The following is a 19,099-nucleotide window of genomic DNA, read 5'->3' as shown; positions in this document are numbered from 1 at the left end:
CGCCCCCGAAATCCGCCGTCAGGACGCGGGGCGGGTGACCTCTCCGCCGGCGGTCTCGGCGATGATCCGCTCGGCGACCTCCTTCATGGTCATCCGGTGGTCCATCGCAGTGCGCTGGATCCACTTGAACGCCTGCGGCTCGGTCATCCCGTACGTCGTCATCAGCGCGCCCTTCGCGCGCTCCACCGTCTTGCGGATCTCCAGCCGGTCGGTCAGGCCGGCGACCTCCGACTCCAGGGCGGCGATCTCCGAGTAGCGGGAGAGCGCGATCTCCACCGCCGGCACCAGGTCGCTCTTCTGGAAGGGCTTCACCAGGTACGCCATCGCGCCGGCCGCCCGCGCCCGCTCGACCAGGTCACGCTGGCTGAACGCGGTCAGAATGATCACCGGCGCGATCCGGGCGCCGGCGATCCGCTCGGCGGCGGCCAGCCCGTCCATGATCGGCATCTTGATGTCGAGAATGACCAGGTCAGGCTTCAGCTCCTCGGCGAGCCGGACGGCCGTCTCGCCGTCACCGGCCTCCCCGACCACCTCGTAGCCCTCTTCGACCAGCATCTCGGCGAGGTCCAGCCGGATGAGCGCCTCGTCCTCGGCGATCAGTACCCGCCTGCGCTCGGCATCCGTCTGCGTCTCGGCCACGAGCCCTACCCCCACCAGTCAGAACCCGACACCCGCCGTGCCGGGTGTCGCCGCCCTTAGCGTAGTGGGTAACCTGTGCAGGCCGAGAAACTGAAGGCCCCTGTAGTCCAATGGCAGAGACGATGGATTCAAAATCCATAAAGTGTGGGTTCGAATCCCACCGGGGGCACCAACTGTGTCGTACGTCCGTTCGACGATGACGTCGTGCATCCCCCTGAAATCCGCGCCCACGCACGCCGGCTCTACCTGTCTGGAGCCAACGTGGCGAGCGTCGCCCGAAGTGTCCGGCTCCCCTACCGCACCGTGTGGCACTGGTGCCGCGACCGACCAGAGCCAGTGGCCCAAGGGACGGCGCTACGCTGCTTCCGCTGCCGTGACGACAATCCGACAGACCCGTCGGCCTATGCCTACCTGCTCGGCCTCTACCTGGGCGACGGTCATCTGGTCACCGCCGCACGCGTGCCGGTGCTGAGGATCAGCTGCAGCAACAGTTGGCCGGGGTTGATAGAGGCATGCGACGCCGCGATGCGGGCTGTGCTCGCCGCGCGTGTGCAACGTGTGCAGCACCAGGGCTGCGTCAATGTGCAGAGCTATGGCAAGCACTGGCCCTGCCTGTTGCCCCAGCACGGACCGGGCAAGAAGCATGAGCGACCGATCGTCCTCGCCGATTGGCAACGCGAGATCGTGACCGCCCACCCCGGGGACTTCCTGCGGGGACTGTTCCATTCCGACGGTGCCCGGTTCGCCAATCGGGTGCGGGTGCGCGGCAAGGAGTACGTCTATCCGCGCTACATGTTCGTCAACGAGTCGGCCGACATCATGGGTTTGTGCCAGTGGGCGTTGGACCTGCTCGGCGTCGCCTGGCGGATGAACCGGCGCAACTCGCTCTCGGTCGCCCGCCGGGACGCGGTGGCAACACTCGACCAACACGTCGGCCCGAAGTCCTGACGGGCGGGCGTGCGCCCCCGACCCGGGCGCCCGTCACCCCCGCCGCCCCCCGCACCCGCACCCGCACCCGCACCCGCACCCGCACCCGCACCCGCAGGATCGCGCCCGCAGGATCGCGCCCCGACCACGCCACGCCTGGCAAGATCGCGCTGCATCGGGGATGTAGTGGCATCCGTGACGCTGCGAGGCCACTACATTCGTGTTCGAGCACGATCTTGTGGGAGCCGACTTCCGGAAGCCGGCGGCCGACGGCGCCTAGCGGGCGGCGAGCGGCAGGGGCGAGCGGGGGTAGCTCACTCCGGTGAGCCGCTCGGACTCCCGCCACAGCCGTTCGCCGACGGCCGTGTCCCGCGCGCGGCGCGACTTGCGCGCGACGGCCGGGTGGCCAGTGAGGCCGAACACGTTGTCCGGGCCGTAGTACTCGCCGCCCGTCGCGTCGGGGCTGGTGGCGGCGTAGAGGGTGGGCAGCGCACCCTGGTCGACGTCCTGCCAGAACCCGGGGATGCGCATGGTGAGGCGGATTGAGAAGGGGGTCTCGGTGCGCCCGCGGCCGAGGCTGGGGCCGGCGGACTGCAGGTTGGTGCGGGCGGCGCCGGGGTGGGCGGAGTTGCTGAGCAGCCCCCAGCCGTGCCGGTCGCTGCGCCGCTGGAGCTCGTCGGCGAACAGCAGGGTGGCGAGCTTCGACTGGGCGTACGCGCGTTGGGCGCGGTAGCGCCGCTCGCTCTGCAGGTCGTCGAAGTCGATGCGGCCGAAGTGGTGGGTGCCGCTGCTGAGCGTGACCACCCGGGGGTGGTCGCCGGCCGCCAGCAACGGCAGCAGGTGGCCGGTGAGCGCGAAGTGACCCAGGTGGTTGGTGCCGAACTGGAGCTCGAAGCCGTCGGCGGTGGTGTGGCGGGTCGGCACGGCCATCACGCCCGCGTTGTTGACCAACAGGTCCAGCGGTCGGCCGGCGGTGGTGAGCCGGCGGGCGAAGTCGGCCACCGAGGCGAGCCGGGAGAGGTCGAGTTCCTCGACCCGGAGGCGGGCGGTGGGGACGGTGGCGCGGATGTCGGCCGCCGCCGTGTCGCCCTTGCCGGTGTTGCGGACGGCGAGGATCAGCTCGGCGCCGGCCGCGGCGAGCCGGCGGGCGGTCTCCAGCCCGATGCCGCTGTTCGCTCCGGTCACCACCGCGAGCCGTCCGGACTGGTCGGGGACCGGGTATCCGCTCATCGTCACTCCCTGGATAGCAACTGACTGGTTGGTTGGCTCTGCCAGTGAAGCACGGCGTGGCACCGCGATGCAACTGACTGGTTAGTGGGCTACGCTCTCCGCATGGCACGGGACGCGGAGGACACCCGGCGCCGGCTGCTGGCCGCCGCCGCCGCCGAGTTCGCCGAACGGGGCATCGCCGGAGCACGAGTGGACCGGATCGCCGCGGCGGCGGGCGCGAACAAGGCGATGATCTACGCCTACTTCGGCAACAAGGACCAGCTCTTCGACGCGGTCTTCGACGCGCTGGTGGTGAGCACCGTCGCGGAGGTGCCGATCGACACGGACGACCTGCCGGGGTACGCCGGGCGGCTCTTCGACCGTAACCAGACCCATCCGCAGGCGCTGCGGCTGATGCTCTGGCACTCGCTCGAGCGCGGCGGGGTGGCGGCACTGCCGCCGGCGGTGGCGTCGTCGAACGCGGACAAGGCGTCGGCGATCGCGGCGGCGCAGCGCGCCGGCCGCCTGCCCGACCGCTATCCGGCGGAGGAGTTGCTGCTGCTGGTGGTCGGCCTGTCGCTGCTCGGTTCGGCCGAGCTGGCACCGACTGACGGTGCGGAAGGGCTGCGCCGGCGGCGTCACACGGTGACCGACGCGGTCGCCCGGCTCGTCGAGGCGGACGCCAGGGCGACCGGGCGTCAGTAGAAGGGGGCAGCCCGGTGAGGGTGGTGGTCTTCGGCGCGACCGGCATGGTCGGGCAGGGTGTGCTCCGCGAGTGCCTGCTCGCCGAGGACGTGACGGAGGTGCTGGTGGTCGGGCGGACGCCGACCGGCCGGAAGCACCCGAAGTTGCGCGAGATCACGCTGCCCGACGTCGGTGACCTGGGCGGGGTGCGCGAGGAGGTGACCGGGGTGGACGCGTGCTTCTACTGCCTCGGCGTCTCGTCGTGGGGGCTGGACGAGGCCGCGTACACCCGGATCAGCTACGACTATCCACTCGCGGCGGCCCGGCTGCTGGCCGAGGTGAGCCCGGCGGCGACGTTCGTCTACGTGTCCGGTGTCGGCACCGACTCCTCCGGTGCGGGCCGGGTGATGTGGGCGCGGGTCAAGGGGCGTGCCGAGAACGCCGTGCTGGAGCTGCTGCCCAACGGCTACGCGGCCCGGCCCGGGTTCATCCAGCCGACGTACGGGGTGGTGTCGAAGACGCGCTGGTACCGGCTGGGGTACGCGGTGACCCGCCCGCTGTTTCCGTTGCTGCGTCGGCTCTTCCCGAACCAGGTGACCACGACCGATCGGCTCGGTCGGGCGATGCTGCGGGTGGCGCGGGAGGGCTCGCCCCGGCGGGTGCTGGCGAACCGCGACCTGAGCTGACGCCGGGCCACGGACGACGCCGGGCGACGAGCCGCGGGGCGGCGGTCAGCCGATCCGGTCAAGCGCCTGGGCCAGGTCGGCGCGCAGGTCCTCCGGGTCCTCCAGGCCGACCGAGATGCGCAGCAGGCCGCCGACCGGCTTCGCGTCGCCCTCGACGGGGCGGTGGGTGAGCGAGGCAGGGTGCTGGATGAGGGTGTCCACGCCGCCGAGCGACACGGCGTGGGTGATGAGGCGGCAGGCGCCGGCCACGGTGGCGGCGGCCGGCGCGCCGCCGCGTACCTCGATGGCGAGCAGGCTGCCGGTGCCGGACATCTGGCGGCCGACCAGGCCGGCGGGGTCGTGCCGGGAGGGGTGGTGGACCCGGGCGACGGCGTGGTGGTCGGCGAGCCAGGCGGCGAGCTTCTCCGCGCCGGCCTGCTGCGCGCGGACCCGGACCGGCAGGGTCTGGAGGCCGCGGTGCAGGAGGTACGCGCCGAGCGGGTGCAGGATCGCGCCGGTGACCGCGCGGACCTGGCGGAGCCGGGTGGCCCAGTCGGCGTCGCAGGCGACGGCGCCGGCGAGGACGTCGCCGTGGCCGCCGATGCTCTTGGTGGCGCTGTGCAGGACGAGCGTGGCGCCGTGTTGGGCCGGTTGCTGGAGGACCGGGGTGGCGACGGTGTTGTCGACCAACAGGGGCACCTCGCCGGCGGCGCGGGCGATGGCGGCGATGTCGACGAGGTCGAGGGTGGGGTTGGCCGGGGTCTCGACGATGACCAGGGCGGTGTCGGGGCGGACGGCGGCGGCGACCTCGTCGGGGTGGGCCCAGGTGACGGTGGTGCAGAGCAGCCCGGTGGCGAGCACGTGGTCGGTGCCGCCGTAGAGGGGGCGGACGGCGACGACGTGGCGGCGGCCGTCGCGGGTGGCGGCGAGGAGGGTGGCGGTGAGGGCGGCCATGCCGCTGGCGAAGGCGACGGCCGCGGCGGTGCCTTCGAGGTCGGCGAGCGCGGTTTCGAAGCGCGCCACGGTGGGGTTCCAGAGCCGTTGGTAGACCGCGCTGTCGCCGGGAGTGAGCGTGCCGCCGGTGGCGAGGTTCTCGTAGGCGTCGCCGCCGTCGGACACCGACGGCAGGGGGTTGGTGGTGGAGAGGTCGATGGGCGGCACGTGGACCCCGAGGGCATTCAGGTCGTCGCGGCCGGCGTGTACGGCTCGGGTGTCCACGGTCGTCGTCATGGCCGGAAGCGTCGAACAACCGGCTGCCATTGCGCAATACATCCGAACATCATTCTGTGAATCCCGCTGGATCAGCGGGCGGATTCGGTGAAGGATGTCCGCATGCCCCCTGTGTCGAATGATGTGCGGCCGTTGCCGGCGCTCGACGATGTCGACCGCGCGATCCTCACCGAGTTGGCCGCGGACGGCCGGCTGCCGAACAACGCCCTCGCCGAGCGGGTCGGGGTGGCGCCGTCGACCTGTCTGGCCCGCACCCGGGTGCTGCGGGAGTGCGGGGCGATTCGGGGCTTCCACGCCGACGTCGACCCGGGTGCGCTGGGGTTGCCGTTGCAGGCGCTGGTCTCGGTGCGGTTGCGGGAGCACGAGCGGCCGGCGGTGGACGCGTTCCGGGCCCGCTCGGTGCGGCTGCCCGGGGTGGTGTCGGTGTTCCACGTGGCGGGCGCGGAGGACTACGTGCTGCACGTGCGGGCGGCGTCGGCGGACGCGCTGCGCGACTTCGTGCTCGACCATCTGGCGGTGGATCCGGCGGTGCAGCACACCCAGACCAGCCTGATCTTCGAGCAGGCTCGCGGCGTGGGGTGAATCGCGTGCGGGAAGAAATCCGGCGCGGGCGGTGTTGGCGTGGCGTGTGATCGACGTACCGCTCTCTGTTCTTGATCTTGCTCCGGTCGCCACCGGCGCCACCGCCGGCGAGGCGCTGCGGCACACCACCGAGCTGGCCCGGCGCACCGAGGAGCTGGGCTACCACCGGTTCTGGGTCGCCGAGCACCACAACATGCCGGGCATCGCCAGCTCCGCCCCGGCGGTGCTGATCGCGCACCTCGCGGCGGCGACCTCGACGATCCGGCTCGGGTCGGGTGGCGTGATGCTGCCGAACCACGCGCCGCTGGTGGTGGCCGAGCAGTTCGGCACCCTGGAGGCGCTGCATCCGGGCCGCATCGACCTGGGCATCGGGCGCGCGCCCGGCACCGACCAGGTGACGGCGCTGGCGCTGCGCCGGACGATGGAGGGGTTGTCGGCTGAGGGCTTCCCGCGCGAGCTGACCGACCTGATGAACTACTTCAGCGGCGAGGAGCCCGGCCCGATCACGGCCACCCCCGGGCTCGGCCAGCAGCCGGCGGTCTGGCTGCTCGGCTCCAGCGGCTTCAGCGCCCAGTTGGCCGGCCTGCTCGGCCTGCCGTTCTCCTTCGCGCACCACTTCAGCGCGCAGAACACGCTGCCCGCCCTCACCCTCTACCGGCAGAGCTTCCGGCCGTCGCGCTGGCTGGACAAGCCGTACGCGATGGTGGCGGTCAACGCCGTCTGCGCGGACACCGACGAGCGGGCGGAGTGGCTGGCCGGGCCGGCCGGGCTCTCCTTCCTCAAGCTGCGGTCGGGGCGGCCGGGGCCCCTCGCCACACCCGAGGAGGCGGCGGCCTACCCGTACACGGAGGTCGAGCGGGAGTTCGTGGCGCAGCGCCGGGAGGGCCAGGCGATGGGCTCCCCGGACACGGTACGGCGGCAGCTCACCGACCTGCTGGCGCGCACCGGCGCGGACGAGCTGATGGTCACCACCCTGGTCTACGACGTGGCGGACCGGGTGCGGTCGTACCAGCTGATCGCCGAGCAGGTCGCGGGTGGCCTGCGCCGCAGCGCCTGAAACACGATCTTCACGCGGGCGTCACCCCCGCGACCCGGACGCTGCCTACCGTTGATTCCGGTGGTGGTACGGCATTCCCGGTCGGGACGGGTCGGGAATGCCGCGGTGTGGCGCACCGGGCCGGAGCTGAGCGGATTCCGCGGCTGCGGCCCGGTGCCTGCCGCCGGCCCCGGCACGAGCGCTCCCCTTGCCACCCGGCCGGTTTGTTGATCGACTCCACGGGTGGCTGAGCACATGGATCCCGAGGAGTTCCGGCGGGCCGGGTACGCCGTGGTGGACTGGATCGCCGACTACTGGTCGACGCTCGGGCAGCGGCCCGTGGTGTCGTCCGACCCGCCCGCCGCGCTGGCCGCGGCCCTGCCGGCCGGCCCCACCGCAGCCGGTGAGCCGGTCGAGGCGGTCCTCGCCGACCTGGACGCGCTGGTCGCGCCGCGGCTGACCCACTGGCAGCACCCCGGCTTCTTCGGCTACTTCCCGGCCAACACCTCGGGCCCGAGCGTGCTGGGCGACCTGGTCAGTTCCGGGCTGGGGGTGCAGGGCATGCTGTGGGCGACCGGCCCGGCGTGCACCGAGCTGGAGACGGCGATGCTGGACTGGCTCGCCGGGCTGCTCGACCTGCCGCAGCGGTTCCGGTCGGACACCCGCGGTGGCGGGGTCATCCAGGACTCGGCCTCCTCGGCGACCCTGGTCGCCACCCTCGCCGCGTTGCACCGGGCCAGCGGCGGCCGGTGGCGCGAGGCCGGCGTCGACCGGCGTTACCGGGCGTACACCTCCACGCACGGGCACTCCTCGATCGAGAAGGCGGCCCGGATCGCCGGGCTGGGCACCGACGGGGTCCGAGCCGTCGAGGTCGACCCGCACGCCCAGGCGATGCGTCCGGACGCGCTGCGCGCGGCCATCGAGGCGGACCGTGCGGCCGGCGACGTGCCGGCGATCGTGGTCGCCACCATCGGCACCACCTCCACCACCGCCGTCGACCCGCTGCCGGAGATCGGGGCGATCTGCGCCGAGTTCGGGATCTGGCTGCACGTGGACGCCGCGTACGCCGGCGCGGCGGCGGTCTGCCCGGAGCTGCGCTGGTCGCACGTGGGGCTGGAGTTCGCCGACTCGTACTGCTTCGACCCGCACAAGTGGCTGCTCACCGGCTTCGACTGCGACGCGTTCTGGGTCGCCGACCGGGGCGAGTTGATCGAGGCGCTGACCGTGATGCCGGAGTTCCTGCGCAACGCGGCGACCGAGTCCGGCGCGGTGATCGACTACCGGGACTGGCAGGTGCCGCTCGGACGCCGGTTCCGGGCGCTGAAGCTGTGGTTCGTGCTGCGTTGGTACGGCGTCGAGGGGCTGCGGGCGCACGTCCGGCGGGGCGTGGCTCTGGCCGCCCGGTTCGCCGACCGGGTCCGCGCCGACGAGCGGTTCGAGCTGGCCGCGCCGCACCCGTTCTCCCTGGTCTGCTTCCGGCTGCGCGCCGGTGACGAGGTCAACGCCGAGCTGTTGGCGCGGGTCAACGGCACCGGTCGGGTGCACCTGACGCACACCCGGGTGGGTGGCCGGCACACGCTGCGGCTGGCGGTCGGCTCACCGCACACCGGCGAGGCACACGTGGACGAGGCCTGGGAGCTGCTCCGCGCCGCCGCCGACGATCTCCTCGCGGCCGGCTGACCACCGCACGCGGTTTCGCAGCCCGCCCGATCGGCGCCGGGCACCGCCCGGTTGGCGGTATCCCGGCGACGCCGGTCGGTTGGTCCACTCGGGTTCCTTGAGGTCGGGGTGTCCCAGCCGAAGCGATACCGCGATTTCAAGGGAACCGAGCGGATCTTTTGCCGCCGCCGTGTCAGGCGTCCACCGCGAGCGGCAGCCGGCGTGGCCGCGCCGCGGCGTCGGCGGCGAGCGCCGCCTCGGTGGCCCGGGCCCGGCGGGTACGGCGCAGCGTCCGCACCGCGAGCGCCAGGGCGAGCAGCCACCCGGCGGCGAGCAGCCCGTAGACGACGCCGCGGCCCGCCCCGCCGACCTCACCGGCGCGCAGCAGGGTCCGGGCGTTGGTCAACACGATCACTCCGCCGACGGCGGCGCCGAGCAGTTGAGCCGGGACGATCCGCACCAGCCAGGCGGCCACCGGGGCGGCGATCAGCCCACCGGCGAGCAGCGCGGCGACGGTGGGCAGCAGGAACCCCTCGGTGCCGAGGCCGATCAGGAAGCCCACGCTGGCGGCGGCGGCCACCACGAACTCGGCGGTGTCCACCGAGCCGACCACCCGACGCGGCTCCATCCGGCCGGAGACCAGCAGGGCCGGGGTGGCGACCGGTCCCCAGCCCCCGCCGCCGGTGGCGTCCACGAACCCGGCGACCAGCCCGAGCGGGCCGAGGAACCGGCCGCGCAGGCGACCCGCGCCGGCGGCGGCCCGCAGCGGCCGGGAGAAGCGGACCAGCAGGTAGGCGCCGAGGGCGAAGAGGATTCCGGCCATCCACGGTGCGGCGGAATCGGTCGAGATGGAGCTGAGGAACGTGGCGCCGGCGAACGCGCCGAGCGCGCCGGGGACGGCGATCCGGGCGACCACCCGCCAGTCGACATTGCCGAATCGCCAGTGCGCCACTCCGGCGGCGAGCGTGGTGCCGATCTCGGCGAGGTGCACCGAGGCCGACGCGGCGGCCGGGGCGATCCCGGCGACGAGCAGCAGGCTGGACGACGTCAACCCGTACGCCATGCCGAGGGAGCCGTCGACCAGCTGCGCGGCGAGTCCGACCAGGGCGAGGACCAGCAGCTTCCGCACGAGCACCCCCGACTTTTCGGCATCTCCTATCGACTTGGTCGACAATGCGATACGCGGAGGCTCCGGTCAAGTGCCCGATCGATGGGTGGGACGGTTCCGGGTGCGGGCGCGCGGTTCAACTCCGCGGCGGCGCTGGCCTCAGATCCAGGCGCGTGCGGCTCAGACCCGGGCGCGTGCGGCTCAGGTCCAGGCGCGCGGGTCGGCGGCCAGCTCGGTGACCCGACGGGGCAGGGTGCCGGCGGCCACGTCGGCCACGGTCACCAGTTCCAGGACCTCCCGCTCGCTGGCCCGCAACGCGATCCAGACCTCCTGCAGGGCGCGGGCCGCCCCGTGGTAGCCGAGGTCCTCCGGCCGCTGCCCCCGCACGTGCGCCAGCGGCCCGTCGATCACGCGGATCACCTCCGCGAGGGAGATCTCCTCGGCCGGGCGGGCCAACCAGTAGCCGCCCTCCGGGCCGCGCTGGGCGTGCACGACGCCGCCGCGGCGCAGCTGCAGCAGGATGCTCTCGAGGAACTTCGGCGGGATCTCCTGAGCCCGGGCGATCTGGTCGGCGGTGACCGGCCGGCCCCGCCCCGGGCCGCTGGCGGTCGCGGCCAGCTCGGCGACGGCGCGGAGGGCGTAGTCGACCCGCGCGGAGAGACGCATGCCGGCAAGGTTATCCGGCTGGTCGGGGGCTCGACCCGCCGCCCCTCGCCCGATCGATCACGCCCCCGCCCCGGCCGGGCGGCGCGGGGGCGGTCGGGCTCAGGCGCCGACGCGGCGCAGCAGACCCTCCTGAACGGCGCTGGCGATCTGCCGGCCGTCGGTGGTGAACATCCGGCCGGTGGCCAGCCCCCGGGCGTCGGACGCGGACGGGCTCCAGCAGTCGTAGAGGAACCACTCGTCGGCGCGGAACGGGCGGTGGAACCACAGGGCGTGGTCGAGGCTGGCGCCGACGACGCCGCCCGGCCCCCACACCTCGCCGTGCACCGAGAGCACCGAGTCGAGCAGGGTCAGGTCGGAGGCGTACGTCAGCGCGCAGGCGTGCAGCAGCGGGTCGTCCGGCAGCTTGCCGTCGATGCGCATCCACACCCGCTGGTGGGGGTCGGCGGGCCGGTCGCCGGGGCGTACCCAGCCGGGCTCCCCGACGTAGCGGACGTCGATCGGTCGAGGGATCTGGCCCCAGATGCCCAGCCGCTCCGGGTAGCGGGCGAGCCGCTCGGACATGGTCGGCACGTCCTCCGGCCCCGGGACGTCCGGCGGCGCCGGCGCCTGGTGGTCCAGCCCTTCCTCGGCCCGGTGGAACGAGGCCGACATGAAGAAGATCGGCTTGTCGTGCTGGAGGGCCACCGACCGGCGGACCGAGAAGGACCGGCCGTCGCGGACGTTCTCCACCTGGTAGTCGATCGGCTCGGCCGGGTCGCCGGGGCGGACGAAGTAGCCGTGCAGCGAGTGCACGAACCGGTCCGGGTCGACGGTGCGGCCGGCGGCGACCAGCGCCTGGCCGGCGACCTGGCCGCCGTAGACCCGCTGCGGGCCGACCGGGGGGCTCACCCCCCGGAAGGCCATCTCGCCGGTCGACGAGAGGTCGAGCACCTCGAGCAGCTGGTCGACCGCGGCCTGGCCGACGACGACCTTCGGGGTGTCGCTCACTGCAGCGCTCGCGCCGACGCCGCGTCGACCAGGGAACCTAGCTGGTGCACCCGCAGCGTGTTGGTCGAGCCGGGAGTGCCGGGCGGGCTGCCGGCGACGATCACCACGTAGTCGCCGGGGTTGGCCCGGTTCAGGCCGAGTAGCGCCTGGTCGACCTGGCGGAACATGTCGTCGGTGTGCTCGACGAACGGCATCAGGAACGTCTCCACGCCCCAGCAGAGGGCGAGCTGGTTGCGCACCTCCGGGACCGGGGTGAAGGCGAGCAGCGGCAGGTCGCAGTGCAGCCGGCTGAGCCGCTTCACGGTGTCGCCGGTCTGCGAGAACGCGACCAGCGCCTTGGCCCCGATGGCGCGGGCGATCGAGGAGGCGGCGACGGTGAGCGCGCCGCCGTGCGTACGCGGGTCGTGCTGGAGCCGTGGCACCGCGATCGAGCCGGCCTCGGTCGTCGTGACGATCTTGGCCATGGTGCTGACGGTGAGCACCGGGTACTTGCCCACGCTGGTCTCGCCGGAGAGCATCACCGCGTCCGCGCCGTCGAGCACGGCGTTCGCCACGTCCGAGGCCTCGGCGCGGGTCGGGCGGGAATTCTCGATCATGGAGTCGAGCATCTGGGTGGCCACGATGACCGGCTTGGCGTTCTCCCGGCACAGCTGCACGGCCCGCTTCTGCACGAGCGGAACCTGGTCCAGCGGCAGCTCGACGCCCAGGTCGCCGCGGGCGACCATGACGCCGTCGAAGGCCAGCACGATGGCCTCCAGGTGGTCCACCGCCTCCGGCTTCTCGACCTTGGCCAGCACCGGGCGGTGCACCCCGACCTCGCTCATGACGTTGTGCACGAGCTTGATGTCGTCGGCGGAGCGGACGAACGACAGCGCGATCATGTCGACACCGAGCCCCAGGGCGAAGCGCAGGTCCTCGGCGTCCTTCTCCGACATCGCGGGGACGCTCACCGCGACGTTGGGCAGCGACACGCCCTTGTTGTTGGAGACGGGGCCGCCCTCGGTGACCAGGCAGCGGATGTCGTTGCCCTGTACGTCGGTGACCTCGACGGCGACCCGGCCGTCGTCGATCAGCAGCCGGTCGCCGGGCTTCACCTCCTGCGGCAGCTTCCGGTAGGTGCAGGAGACCCGGTCCTTGGTGCCGAGGACGTCGTCGCCGGTGATCACCACGGAGTCGCCGGTGCGCCACTCGTGCGGGCCGTCGGCGAACTTGCCCAGCCGGATCTTGGGCCCCTGCAGGTCGGCGAGGACCGCCACCGGTCGGCCGGCCGCGTCGGCCGCCTCGCGGACCAGCCGGTAGACCGCCTCGTGGTCGGCGTGGCTGCCGTGGCTGAAGTTGAGTCTCGCCACGTTCATCCCGGCCTCGACGAGCCCTCGGATGCGCTCCGGGGACGAGGTGGCGGGACCAAGAGTGCAGACGATCTTCGCGCGGCGTGTCACGCCCATCAGGCTAGTCTCTCTTCCGGGTCGGACTGCGGGCCGACCCCTTGCGGGCTGCGGAACAATTGTCCAACGTCGCGCGGCGCCCGCGCGGCTCGGCGGGGGGAACCGCACCGAGGAACGTTGTGGCTGGCGGGCAACGGCGACCGCGCGCCGGGAATCGTACGCCTCCTGCGGCGCAGGCCGGCCGGGTGCTCCCGGTGGCCGGCCCCGGTCGCGCTCCCCGCCACCGCGCCGGCGGGCCGACGCGAGGCCGGGCCGCGGGCGCCCCGGCGGCGGGCTCCGCTGCCGCGACGCCAACGCCGCCCGGCGCCCGGCGCCCGGCGCCGTCGCCCTGACGACGACGATCGATGCCTCCGGCGGCCTCAGCTCTGGGTCTTGGCCAGCGGGAACTCCAGCGACCCGGCGGGGCAGAGGAACGTCATCACGTCCACCCGGTAGAGCCCGGCCTGCACCGCCGGGTCGGCCTCCATCACGCTGCGCACGTCGTCCACCGAGCCGGTCCGGGCCAGCCCGAACCCGATCGGCGGCTCCGGGTTGCGCGCCGGGCCGTCCACCGAGCCGGCGACGAGGATGATGCCGCGTCGCTGCAACGCCTGCATGTGCTCGGTGTGCTCGGCCTGCAGCCGCTGGACCGTCTCCGCGGGCAGGGCCCGCCCGGACGCGCCGGGATAGAGCACGATGCACTCGTACGTGTCGAGCGCGAAGTCGAGCTGCGGCACTCCCGTCATTGGCTGCCCCCTCCCGCCGTGGCGCCGGACGGGGTGACCACCCACCGCCGGCACGCGCCCAGCGTCGCACGGGCCGCGACGACGCACCGGATGCTCGGCCAATCCCGTCGCGGCGGCCCGCCCGGTTGCCCCCGGCCTGGGCGGTTCCGGCCCCGCTGCCGGGTTGACCGGCCCGCCCCCACGCCGCCGGTGGGCGGCCCGCCTCACGCCGCCGGTGGACGGCCCGCCCCGACGCGCGCCGCGCCGGCCCGTCCCGGCGCCGGGTGACCGGAGGGCGGCCGGCGACTACCGTGGACGGTCCGTACCGGCCGGGATCGGGGGGCGCAGGGGTGCAGGATCGCGAGCCGACGGCGGGTGCGGGCCCGCTGCCGTACGCCGAGGTGACCGACGACGGGTACGCCGCCCGGGCGGCGCAGACCTTCACCGTGCGGGAGTTCGGGCCCGCGGTGCTGCTCAGCGGGGACTGTCCGCGCTGCCGGCACCCGATCACCTGCCCGATCGTCGACGAGGTCTACAAGCACGACGGGCCTCCGGCGCCCGCCGGCGGCGACTACCGGACCGTGTTATGCACCTGCGACGCCGCGCATCCGGGCCAGCCGGCGGCGTTGAGCGGCTGCGGCGCGTACTGGACGCTGCTGCTGGAGGTGGAGCGGTGATCCGGCTGCGTCCCGGGCCGCCGGCGACCGTCGCCGACCTGCGCCGGGCCCAGCAGCTGGCCGGGCTGCTCCGCGACGAGCTGGCCCGGGTCCGCGCCGCCGCGCTGGCCTGGCGCAACGGGCTCGGCGGCCTGCTGGTCGCGCTGGTCGGGTTCAGCCTGATCCGGGGCCGCTCCGACGTCGGCACGCTCGCCCGGGGCTGGGGCGCCCTGGTCGGTGTGCTGCTGCTGGCCGCCGTCGCGGCCGGGGTCGCCGGGGCGTTGGCGCTGCTGCGGGCGGCGCACGGGCCGCTGTCGGTGACGGCGGTGGCCGCGCTGCCCCCGGCGCCGCTCGGCGACCATCGGGAGGCCCTCGCCGCGGCCCGGTCGCTGCGTGCCGGAGTGCGGCTGGTGCTGCTCTGCACCGCCCTGCTGGTCGCGGCCGTCGGAGTGACCTGGTACGCGCCGGGTCGCCCCGGCCCGGCCGCCCACGGCGCGGTCACCCCGGCGGGCGCCACCGGTGCCCCGGCGGGCGGGGCGAGCGTCCCGGCCGCTCACCGCGCGGTCGGCCCGACCTGCGTGTCGGGTGTCCCGGCCGCCGCGACGTGCGGGCCGGTGCTGCTGGCCGGCAGAGCATGAGCGCCTCGTCGAGCCGGTTGCCGCGCCCGGGCGCCGGTCACGTCGACCTGCCGGCCGGCGACGGTCACGGGCCGATGTGGACGTAGCCGGCCCAGAGGTCCGGTAGCCCGGGCAGCGCGGCGCGCAGCTGACGTACCGCGCGGTGCAGGGCCGGCGCGGCGCGCTCCGGGTCGATGCCGCCGGGCACGGCCAGCCCGGCGTAGAACTCCGCGCAGAGCTGCACGGTCAGTGCGTCCGAGATGGACCAGAGAGCGCCGATCACGTGCCGGAAGCCGGCGAGCTGGAACGCGGTGCCCAGGGTGAGCGCCTCGTCCCGCAGGGTCGCGCCGCCCCGTACCGTGTCGCAGGCGGAGAGGACGGCGAGCGCGGCCGACGCGCCGGCCGGGCGCCACAGGTCCCGGACGTGCAGCGGCCCGCCGGCCAGCGTCAGTCGGCCCCGGGCCGGCGCCGCGAGGTCCTGGGTGCCGTGGCAGGACAGGTGGGCCACCGGCCGCTCGGGCAGCGCGGCGAGCACCGCCGCGGGGGTCGCCGCCGGGCCGGTCAGCGCCGTCACGTGCGCGACGTGCCGGCGCACGATCGCCTCCTCGCGCGCCACCCCGGGCAGATCGGCCAGCCCGGGCGTCTGGGGCATCCCGACGACCAGCGCGGAGGTGACCGGCGTCGGGTCGGCCGGGATCCCGCGCCGGGCGCGGCGCAGCGCGCGCAGCGACGCGGTGTACGAGGGCACGACCCGGTCGAGAACCCCGTCCCCGCCGTCGAGCGGGGCGGCGGCGTGCAGCGGCAGCAGGGTGAGCACGCCGGTCGGGCACCACCACCACCGGGGCTGGCCGGTCCCACCGGCAGCGGATGGCGTGGCGGCCGGTCCGCGCGCGTCGAGCACCGGGGCGGCGACCACCCGCCACAGCCAGTCCAGCGTCTCGGCGATCCGGCGGCGGGCCGCCGCGCGACGCCGCTCGGTGTCCGCCGGACCGACCGGCGCGTTCTCGCCGGCCGCCGCACCGCCGCCGGCCGCCGCGCCGCCCGCCGGCCCGCCGGTCAGCTCGGCCAGGGCCGTCAGGCAGGTGACGGCGCGGGCGACCAGCTCCGGGTCGGTCAGGTCCGGCAGCGGCACCGTCTCGACCCGCCCGGGGCTGACCACCAGCGCGTCGCAGCGCCGGGCGGCCACGTTGACCAGCACGACCGGGCCGGCGACGGCCGCGTCGGCCAGCTCGGCGAAGCGCGGCGGACGCAGGAAGCCGGCGAAGCCCGGCAGTTCGCGGATCTCGGCGAGCACCTCGCGCCGGCGGGTGGCCAGGTCGTGGCGGCGCTCCGAGCCCTCCACCGCCCCGGCGAACACACCGGGCGCACCACCGGGAGCCGCCGGCACGCCGGCCGGGCCGAAGCCGTCCAGCTCGGCCTGGAGACCGGCGAGCCGGTCGGCCAGCCGGGGCGCCCGCTCGCGCAGGGCCGCCAGGTCGGCGCCGGCGTCGTGGGCGCGGGTCAGCAGCACCCCGCGGCCGTACTCGAGCAGCTCCACGGCCCGCTCCGGCCGGTCGAGCGCGATCGCGACCGCCGCGGCGTCGCTGGCCATGCCGGGGAACCGCCCGAGCAGGCGACCCTGGTCGTCGGGGTCCATGCCGTGCCAGGCGACCAGGTCGATCAGCCCGATCGCGGTGTCGTAGCCGTCGAGGGCCCCCGCCAGGTCACCGGCCTCCTCGGCGCGCGACGCGTACGCCGCCGCGGCGGTCGCCCGCAGCAGTGACGGTGCGGCCTCGACCGCGGCCGCCTCCCGCAGCGCGGCGATCGCCTCGGCGCGGTCCACCCCGGGGACGGCGGCGGTGTCGGTCGGGCGAGCCGGCTCCGGGGCGTCGTCGGGTGGGCGGGCGACCGTCTCGATCGCGTGCGCGAGGTTGATCAGGCACATCGTCCGGTCCGGGTGGTCGGCGGGCAGGACCGCGACCGCCGCGCGGTGCGCGGCCAGCAGGTCCACCGCGTCCCGACCGGACCGGGTCGCCCGGAAACGCAGCGCCAGCGCGTTGCCCAGGTTGGTGAGCAGGCGGTACCGGTCCGCCACCGACCCTGGCAGCGCCTCCATGGACCGCGCGACGGTGATCGCCTCGTCGAGCGCGGCGGCATCGCCGGTGAGCTGGTGCCGGAGCAGGTGGGCGACGGTCAGCGTGCCGACCACGGTCAGGTGCTCCTCGGGTGTCGCCTCCCGCCGCGCCAGCTCGGCCGCCTCGCGCAGCATGGTGACCGCGGTCCGCGCGTCCCGCTCGGCGTCGGCGGCGACCCGTACGGCGTCGGGTCCGCCCCGACCCGCGTCCGGCAGCGCGCCGTCGACGGCCAACTCGACCCGCCGGTTCAGGACGGAGCCGTAGTTGGTCAGCGCGGCCAGCCGGTCCGGGTGCCCGGGTGGGGTCGACTCCACCGCCCGGCGCAGCACCGCGACCGCCTCGGCGAGCGTCGCCAGGTCCTGGGTGCGGGCGAACAGCGCCTGCAACGCCCGCCCCAGGTTGGCCAGGTACCGGGGCAGCATCGGCGCGTCCGCCGGGCTGCCGGCGACGGCGGAGCGGTGCGCCGCCACGGCCGGTTCCAGCAGCTCGGGCTCGCCCGCCCGGTCGGCCAGCTCGTACAGCTGATGGCCCAGGTTGTTCCACAGGCCCGGGCGCTTCGGATGCCCGGGCGGGAGCAGGCGTTCCGCCTCGACCAACGCGGCCCGGGCCTCCCGCATCGTGGGCAGCCCCTCCAGGTCGGCGTGCCAGCGGCCGAGGGTGTAGCCGAGGTCGCCGAGACGCACCGCCCGCTCGACCGGGTCGCCGGCGGCGGCCGCCACCCCCTCCCGGAGCAGCCGGAGCGCCTCGGCGAGGTCGGCGGCGCGCCGGCGCAGCGCGTAGCGCGACTCCAGCAGCTTACCGACGACGTGCCGCAGCTCGGCCGCGTCCGGCCCGGCGAGCCGGGGCGCGTCGGCCGCCGCCGCCCGGTACGCCTCGATCGCCGCGTCCAGGTCGGCCGGGTCGCCGCGCCGGTCATGCCGCTCCCCCAACAGCGACGCCAGGCTGGCCCGGGCGACGGCGGCCAGCTCGCCGGCGAGATCCCCGTCGGCCAGCGCGGCCCGGTTGGCCGCGATCGCCGCGTCTAGGTCGCTGTCCTCGCCGCTCTGCAGGAACCGCTCCGCGGCCACCGCGCCGTAGACCGCGGCGACCCGCGGGTCCACCCCGGACCGCGCCGCGAGCGCGAGTGCCTCCGCCGCCCGGTCGAGGTCGGCCCGGTCGCCCCGCCGCCGCCACCGCTCCCGCAGTCGCTGCCCCAGGTTGACCCGGGCCATCGCGACGATCGGCGAACCCGCCGGCGCCAGCCGGACGGCATCGCCGAGCAGCTGGATCGCCTCGTCCAGCGCGGCCGCATCGCCCGCCAGCTCGTACCGGTCGCCCAACACGTTGCCGAGGTGGAACAGCCGGGTCGGCCGCTCCGGGTCACCGGCCGGGGTCGACTCCAGACTCTCCCGGTGCGCGTCGATCGCCGCCTCGAGGGACCGGCGCCGGTTGTGGTGGAGGAACTGGTCGCGGTGCACCCGGCCGAGCGCGGAGAGGAAGTGCAGGCGCTCGGGCGTACCGGCCGGGGTGACGGCCAGCGCCCGCCGCAGCAGCCCTTCGGCGCGGTCGGCCGCCCGGTAGTCGCCGGACCGCTCGGCGCCGCCCATCAGCGCGACGGCCTCCAGGAACAGTTCCGCCGCCTCGCCGGCGCCGGCACGCCCGTCGGCGCCCACGCGCGCGGTGGAGGTCCGCCCCGCGCCGTCGCCGGCGCGCGGGGTCGGGATCCGCGTGCCGGTGGCCGGCAGCTGGTGCGCGTGCAGCATGGCCAGCAGCGACGGTGGCACCCGCTCCGGCGCGAACCGCAGCAGGACCTCGGTGAACCGGACGGCGTGCCGGAGGTCGTCGGCGTCCTCACCCGACGGCAGGATCTGGTACCGGTACCAGAACAGGCAGGCGAGGAGGAAGATCCCCTCGGCGACGTGCTCCGGCATCGGCTGCTCGGGGGGCGTACGGGTCACCAGGTCGATGACCGCCTCCGCGTCCTGGATCGCGTCGGCGTCGAGGACCCGCCGGGCGTCCATCGTGGCGCCGAAGCCGTCCAACCGCTCGCGGAGCCGCCGCACCGGGTCCGACCGGAACCGTCGCCACATCCCGCCTCCCCCGTCGAACGCATCGACCTCGATCAGAGGTAGCAGAACGGGCGGGCCGGGCGCTAGCGCGTAGCCGACCCGGACCGGCGGTGCGGTGCCCGA

The 19,099-nt window shown here is 74.9% G+C and carries 17 protein-coding genes and 1 tRNA gene; 9 read left to right on the top strand and 9 right to left on the bottom strand.

Features of this window, described 5'->3' with window-relative positions:
- Window positions 1–18: 18 nt before the first annotated feature.
- Complete coding sequence (locus O7603_RS30415) at window positions 19–639, bottom strand: response regulator (protein WP_281573148.1); 621 nt, start codon at window positions 637–639, stop codon at window positions 19–21.
- A 96-nt stretch (window positions 640–735) separates the two neighbouring features.
- On the opposite strand from O7603_RS30415, the gene O7603_RS30410 reads away from it, so the two are divergent.
- Both O7603_RS30410 and O7603_RS30405 read left to right on the top strand, forming a co-directional pair.
- Window positions 736–811, top strand: a tRNA-Leu gene (locus tag O7603_RS30410).
- Window positions 812–843: 32 nt separating this feature from the next.
- Complete coding sequence (locus O7603_RS30405; protein ID WP_281573147.1) at window positions 844–1,587, top strand: transcriptional regulator; 744 nt, start codon at window positions 844–846, stop codon at window positions 1,585–1,587.
- Window positions 1,588–1,842: 255 nt separating this feature from the next.
- On the opposite strand, the gene O7603_RS30400 is transcribed toward O7603_RS30405, so the two are convergent.
- Window positions 1,843–2,796, bottom strand: a complete 954-nt coding sequence (locus O7603_RS30400) for an SDR family oxidoreductase (RefSeq protein ID WP_281573146.1) — start codon at window positions 2,794–2,796, stop codon at window positions 1,843–1,845.
- Window positions 2,797–2,898: 102 nt separating this feature from the next.
- Here O7603_RS30400 and O7603_RS30395 point away from each other — a divergent pair, with 102 nt between their 5' ends.
- Both O7603_RS30395 and O7603_RS30390 read left to right on the top strand, forming a co-directional pair.
- Complete coding sequence (locus tag O7603_RS30395) at window positions 2,899–3,480, top strand: TetR family transcriptional regulator (RefSeq protein ID WP_281573145.1); 582 nt, start codon at window positions 2,899–2,901, stop codon at window positions 3,478–3,480.
- A 14-nt stretch (window positions 3,481–3,494) separates the two neighbouring features.
- A complete protein-coding gene (locus tag O7603_RS30390) occupies window positions 3,495–4,145 on the top strand; it encodes an NAD-dependent epimerase/dehydratase family protein (protein WP_281573144.1) in 651 nt (216 codons plus the stop codon).
- 45 nt (window positions 4,146–4,190) lie between these two features.
- Here O7603_RS30390 and O7603_RS30385 read toward each other — a convergent pair whose 3' ends face one another.
- Window positions 4,191–5,354 carry a PLP-dependent aspartate aminotransferase family protein gene (locus O7603_RS30385; RefSeq protein WP_281573143.1) on the bottom strand — a complete coding sequence of 388 codons (1,164 nt, stop codon included), beginning with the start codon at window positions 5,352–5,354 and terminating at the stop codon, window positions 4,191–4,193.
- A 102-nt stretch (window positions 5,355–5,456) separates the two neighbouring features.
- Here O7603_RS30385 and O7603_RS30380 point away from each other — a divergent pair, with 102 nt between their 5' ends.
- The 3 genes from O7603_RS30380 (at window position 5,457) to O7603_RS30370 (ending at window position 8,652) form a co-directional block, all read left to right on the top strand.
- A complete protein-coding gene (locus O7603_RS30380; protein WP_281573142.1) occupies window positions 5,457–5,936 on the top strand; it encodes an Lrp/AsnC family transcriptional regulator in 480 nt (159 codons plus the stop codon).
- A gap of 46 nt (window positions 5,937–5,982) precedes the next feature.
- Window positions 5,983–6,993 carry an LLM class flavin-dependent oxidoreductase gene (locus tag O7603_RS30375; protein ID WP_281573141.1) on the top strand — a complete coding sequence of 337 codons (1,011 nt, stop codon included), beginning with the start codon at window positions 5,983–5,985 and terminating at the stop codon, window positions 6,991–6,993.
- Window positions 6,994–7,215: 222 nt separating this feature from the next.
- Window positions 7,216–8,652: a pyridoxal-dependent decarboxylase gene (locus O7603_RS30370; RefSeq protein ID WP_281573140.1), complete on the top strand. Its 1,437-nt coding sequence runs from the start codon at window positions 7,216–7,218 to the stop codon at window positions 8,650–8,652.
- A 172-nt stretch (window positions 8,653–8,824) separates the two neighbouring features.
- On the opposite strand, the gene O7603_RS30365 is transcribed toward O7603_RS30370, so the two are convergent.
- From O7603_RS30365 to O7603_RS30345, 5 genes are all read right to left on the bottom strand, one after another.
- Window positions 8,825–9,760, bottom strand: coding sequence for a sulfite exporter TauE/SafE family protein (locus tag O7603_RS30365; RefSeq protein WP_281576877.1), 936 nt, complete (start codon window positions 9,758–9,760; stop codon window positions 8,825–8,827).
- Window positions 9,761–9,940: 180 nt separating this feature from the next.
- On the bottom strand, window positions 9,941–10,405 hold the full coding sequence (locus O7603_RS30360) for an Rrf2 family transcriptional regulator (protein WP_281573139.1): 465 nt from the start codon (window positions 10,403–10,405) through the stop codon (window positions 9,941–9,943).
- A gap of 99 nt (window positions 10,406–10,504) precedes the next feature.
- Window positions 10,505–11,392, bottom strand: a complete 888-nt coding sequence (locus tag O7603_RS30355; RefSeq protein WP_281573138.1) for an acyl-CoA thioesterase II — start codon at window positions 11,390–11,392, stop codon at window positions 10,505–10,507.
- A complete protein-coding gene (pyk, locus tag O7603_RS30350; RefSeq protein ID WP_281573137.1) occupies window positions 11,389–12,837 on the bottom strand; it encodes a pyruvate kinase in 1,449 nt (482 codons plus the stop codon). The genes O7603_RS30355 and pyk overlap by 4 nt, the downstream gene beginning before the upstream one ends.
- 359 nt (window positions 12,838–13,196) lie before the next feature.
- Window positions 13,197–13,562 carry a YciI family protein gene (locus O7603_RS30345; protein WP_281573136.1) on the bottom strand — a complete coding sequence of 122 codons (366 nt, stop codon included), beginning with the start codon at window positions 13,560–13,562 and terminating at the stop codon, window positions 13,197–13,199.
- Window positions 13,563–13,891: 329 nt separating this feature from the next.
- Here O7603_RS30345 and O7603_RS30340 point away from each other — a divergent pair, with 329 nt between their 5' ends.
- Together O7603_RS30340 and O7603_RS30335 are read left to right on the top strand one after the other, a co-directional pair.
- On the top strand, window positions 13,892–14,218 hold the full coding sequence (locus tag O7603_RS30340) for a hypothetical protein (protein ID WP_281573135.1): 327 nt from the start codon (window positions 13,892–13,894) through the stop codon (window positions 14,216–14,218).
- Entirely contained in the window at window positions 14,215–14,835 is a 621-nt protein-coding gene (locus O7603_RS30335; protein WP_281573134.1) for a hypothetical protein, read from the top strand. Before O7603_RS30340 ends, O7603_RS30335 begins: the two co-directional genes overlap by 4 nt.
- A 64-nt stretch (window positions 14,836–14,899) precedes the next feature.
- On the opposite strand, the gene O7603_RS30330 is transcribed toward O7603_RS30335, so the two are convergent.
- The gene (locus O7603_RS30330) at window positions 14,900–18,997 is read right to left on the bottom strand and encodes a CHAT domain-containing protein (RefSeq protein ID WP_281573133.1); all 4,098 of its coding nucleotides are present in this window, start codon (window positions 18,995–18,997) and stop codon (window positions 14,900–14,902) included.
- Window positions 18,998–19,099: the final 102 nt, after the last annotated feature.

Origin of the sequence: Micromonospora sp. WMMD812 (genome assembly GCF_027497215.1) — a bacterium.
In the GTDB taxonomy this organism is placed as follows: Bacteria; Actinomycetota; Actinomycetes; order Mycobacteriales; family Micromonosporaceae; genus Micromonospora.
The sequence above is the reverse complement of the archived record's forward strand: the minus strand, read 5'-3'. Positions and strand labels throughout refer to the sequence as shown.

Bases quoted from the DNA above. Each gene is read 5' to 3' on its own strand.
- O7603_RS30345 (WP_281573136.1), bottom strand. From the start codon at position 13,562: ATGACGGGAGTGCCGCAGCTCGACTTCGCGCTCGACACGTACGAGTGC.
- O7603_RS30395 (WP_281573145.1), top strand. From the start codon at position 2,899: ATGGCACGGGACGCGGAGGACACCCGGCGCCGGCTGCTGGCCGCCGCC.
- O7603_RS30385 (WP_281573143.1), bottom strand. From the start codon at position 5,354: ATGACGACGACCGTGGACACCCGAGCCGTACACGCCGGCCGCGACGAC.
- O7603_RS30360 (WP_281573139.1), bottom strand. From the start codon at position 10,405: ATGCGTCTCTCCGCGCGGGTCGACTACGCCCTCCGCGCCGTCGCCGAG.
- pyk (WP_281573137.1), bottom strand. From the start codon at position 12,837: ATGGGCGTGACACGCCGCGCGAAGATCGTCTGCACTCTTGGTCCCGCC.
- O7603_RS30400 (WP_281573146.1), bottom strand. From the start codon at position 2,796: ATGAGCGGATACCCGGTCCCCGACCAGTCCGGACGGCTCGCGGTGGTG.
- O7603_RS30380 (WP_281573142.1), top strand. From the start codon at position 5,457: ATGCCCCCTGTGTCGAATGATGTGCGGCCGTTGCCGGCGCTCGACGAT.
- O7603_RS30330 (WP_281573133.1), bottom strand. From the start codon at position 18,997: ATGTGGCGACGGTTCCGGTCGGACCCGGTGCGGCGGCTCCGCGAGCGG.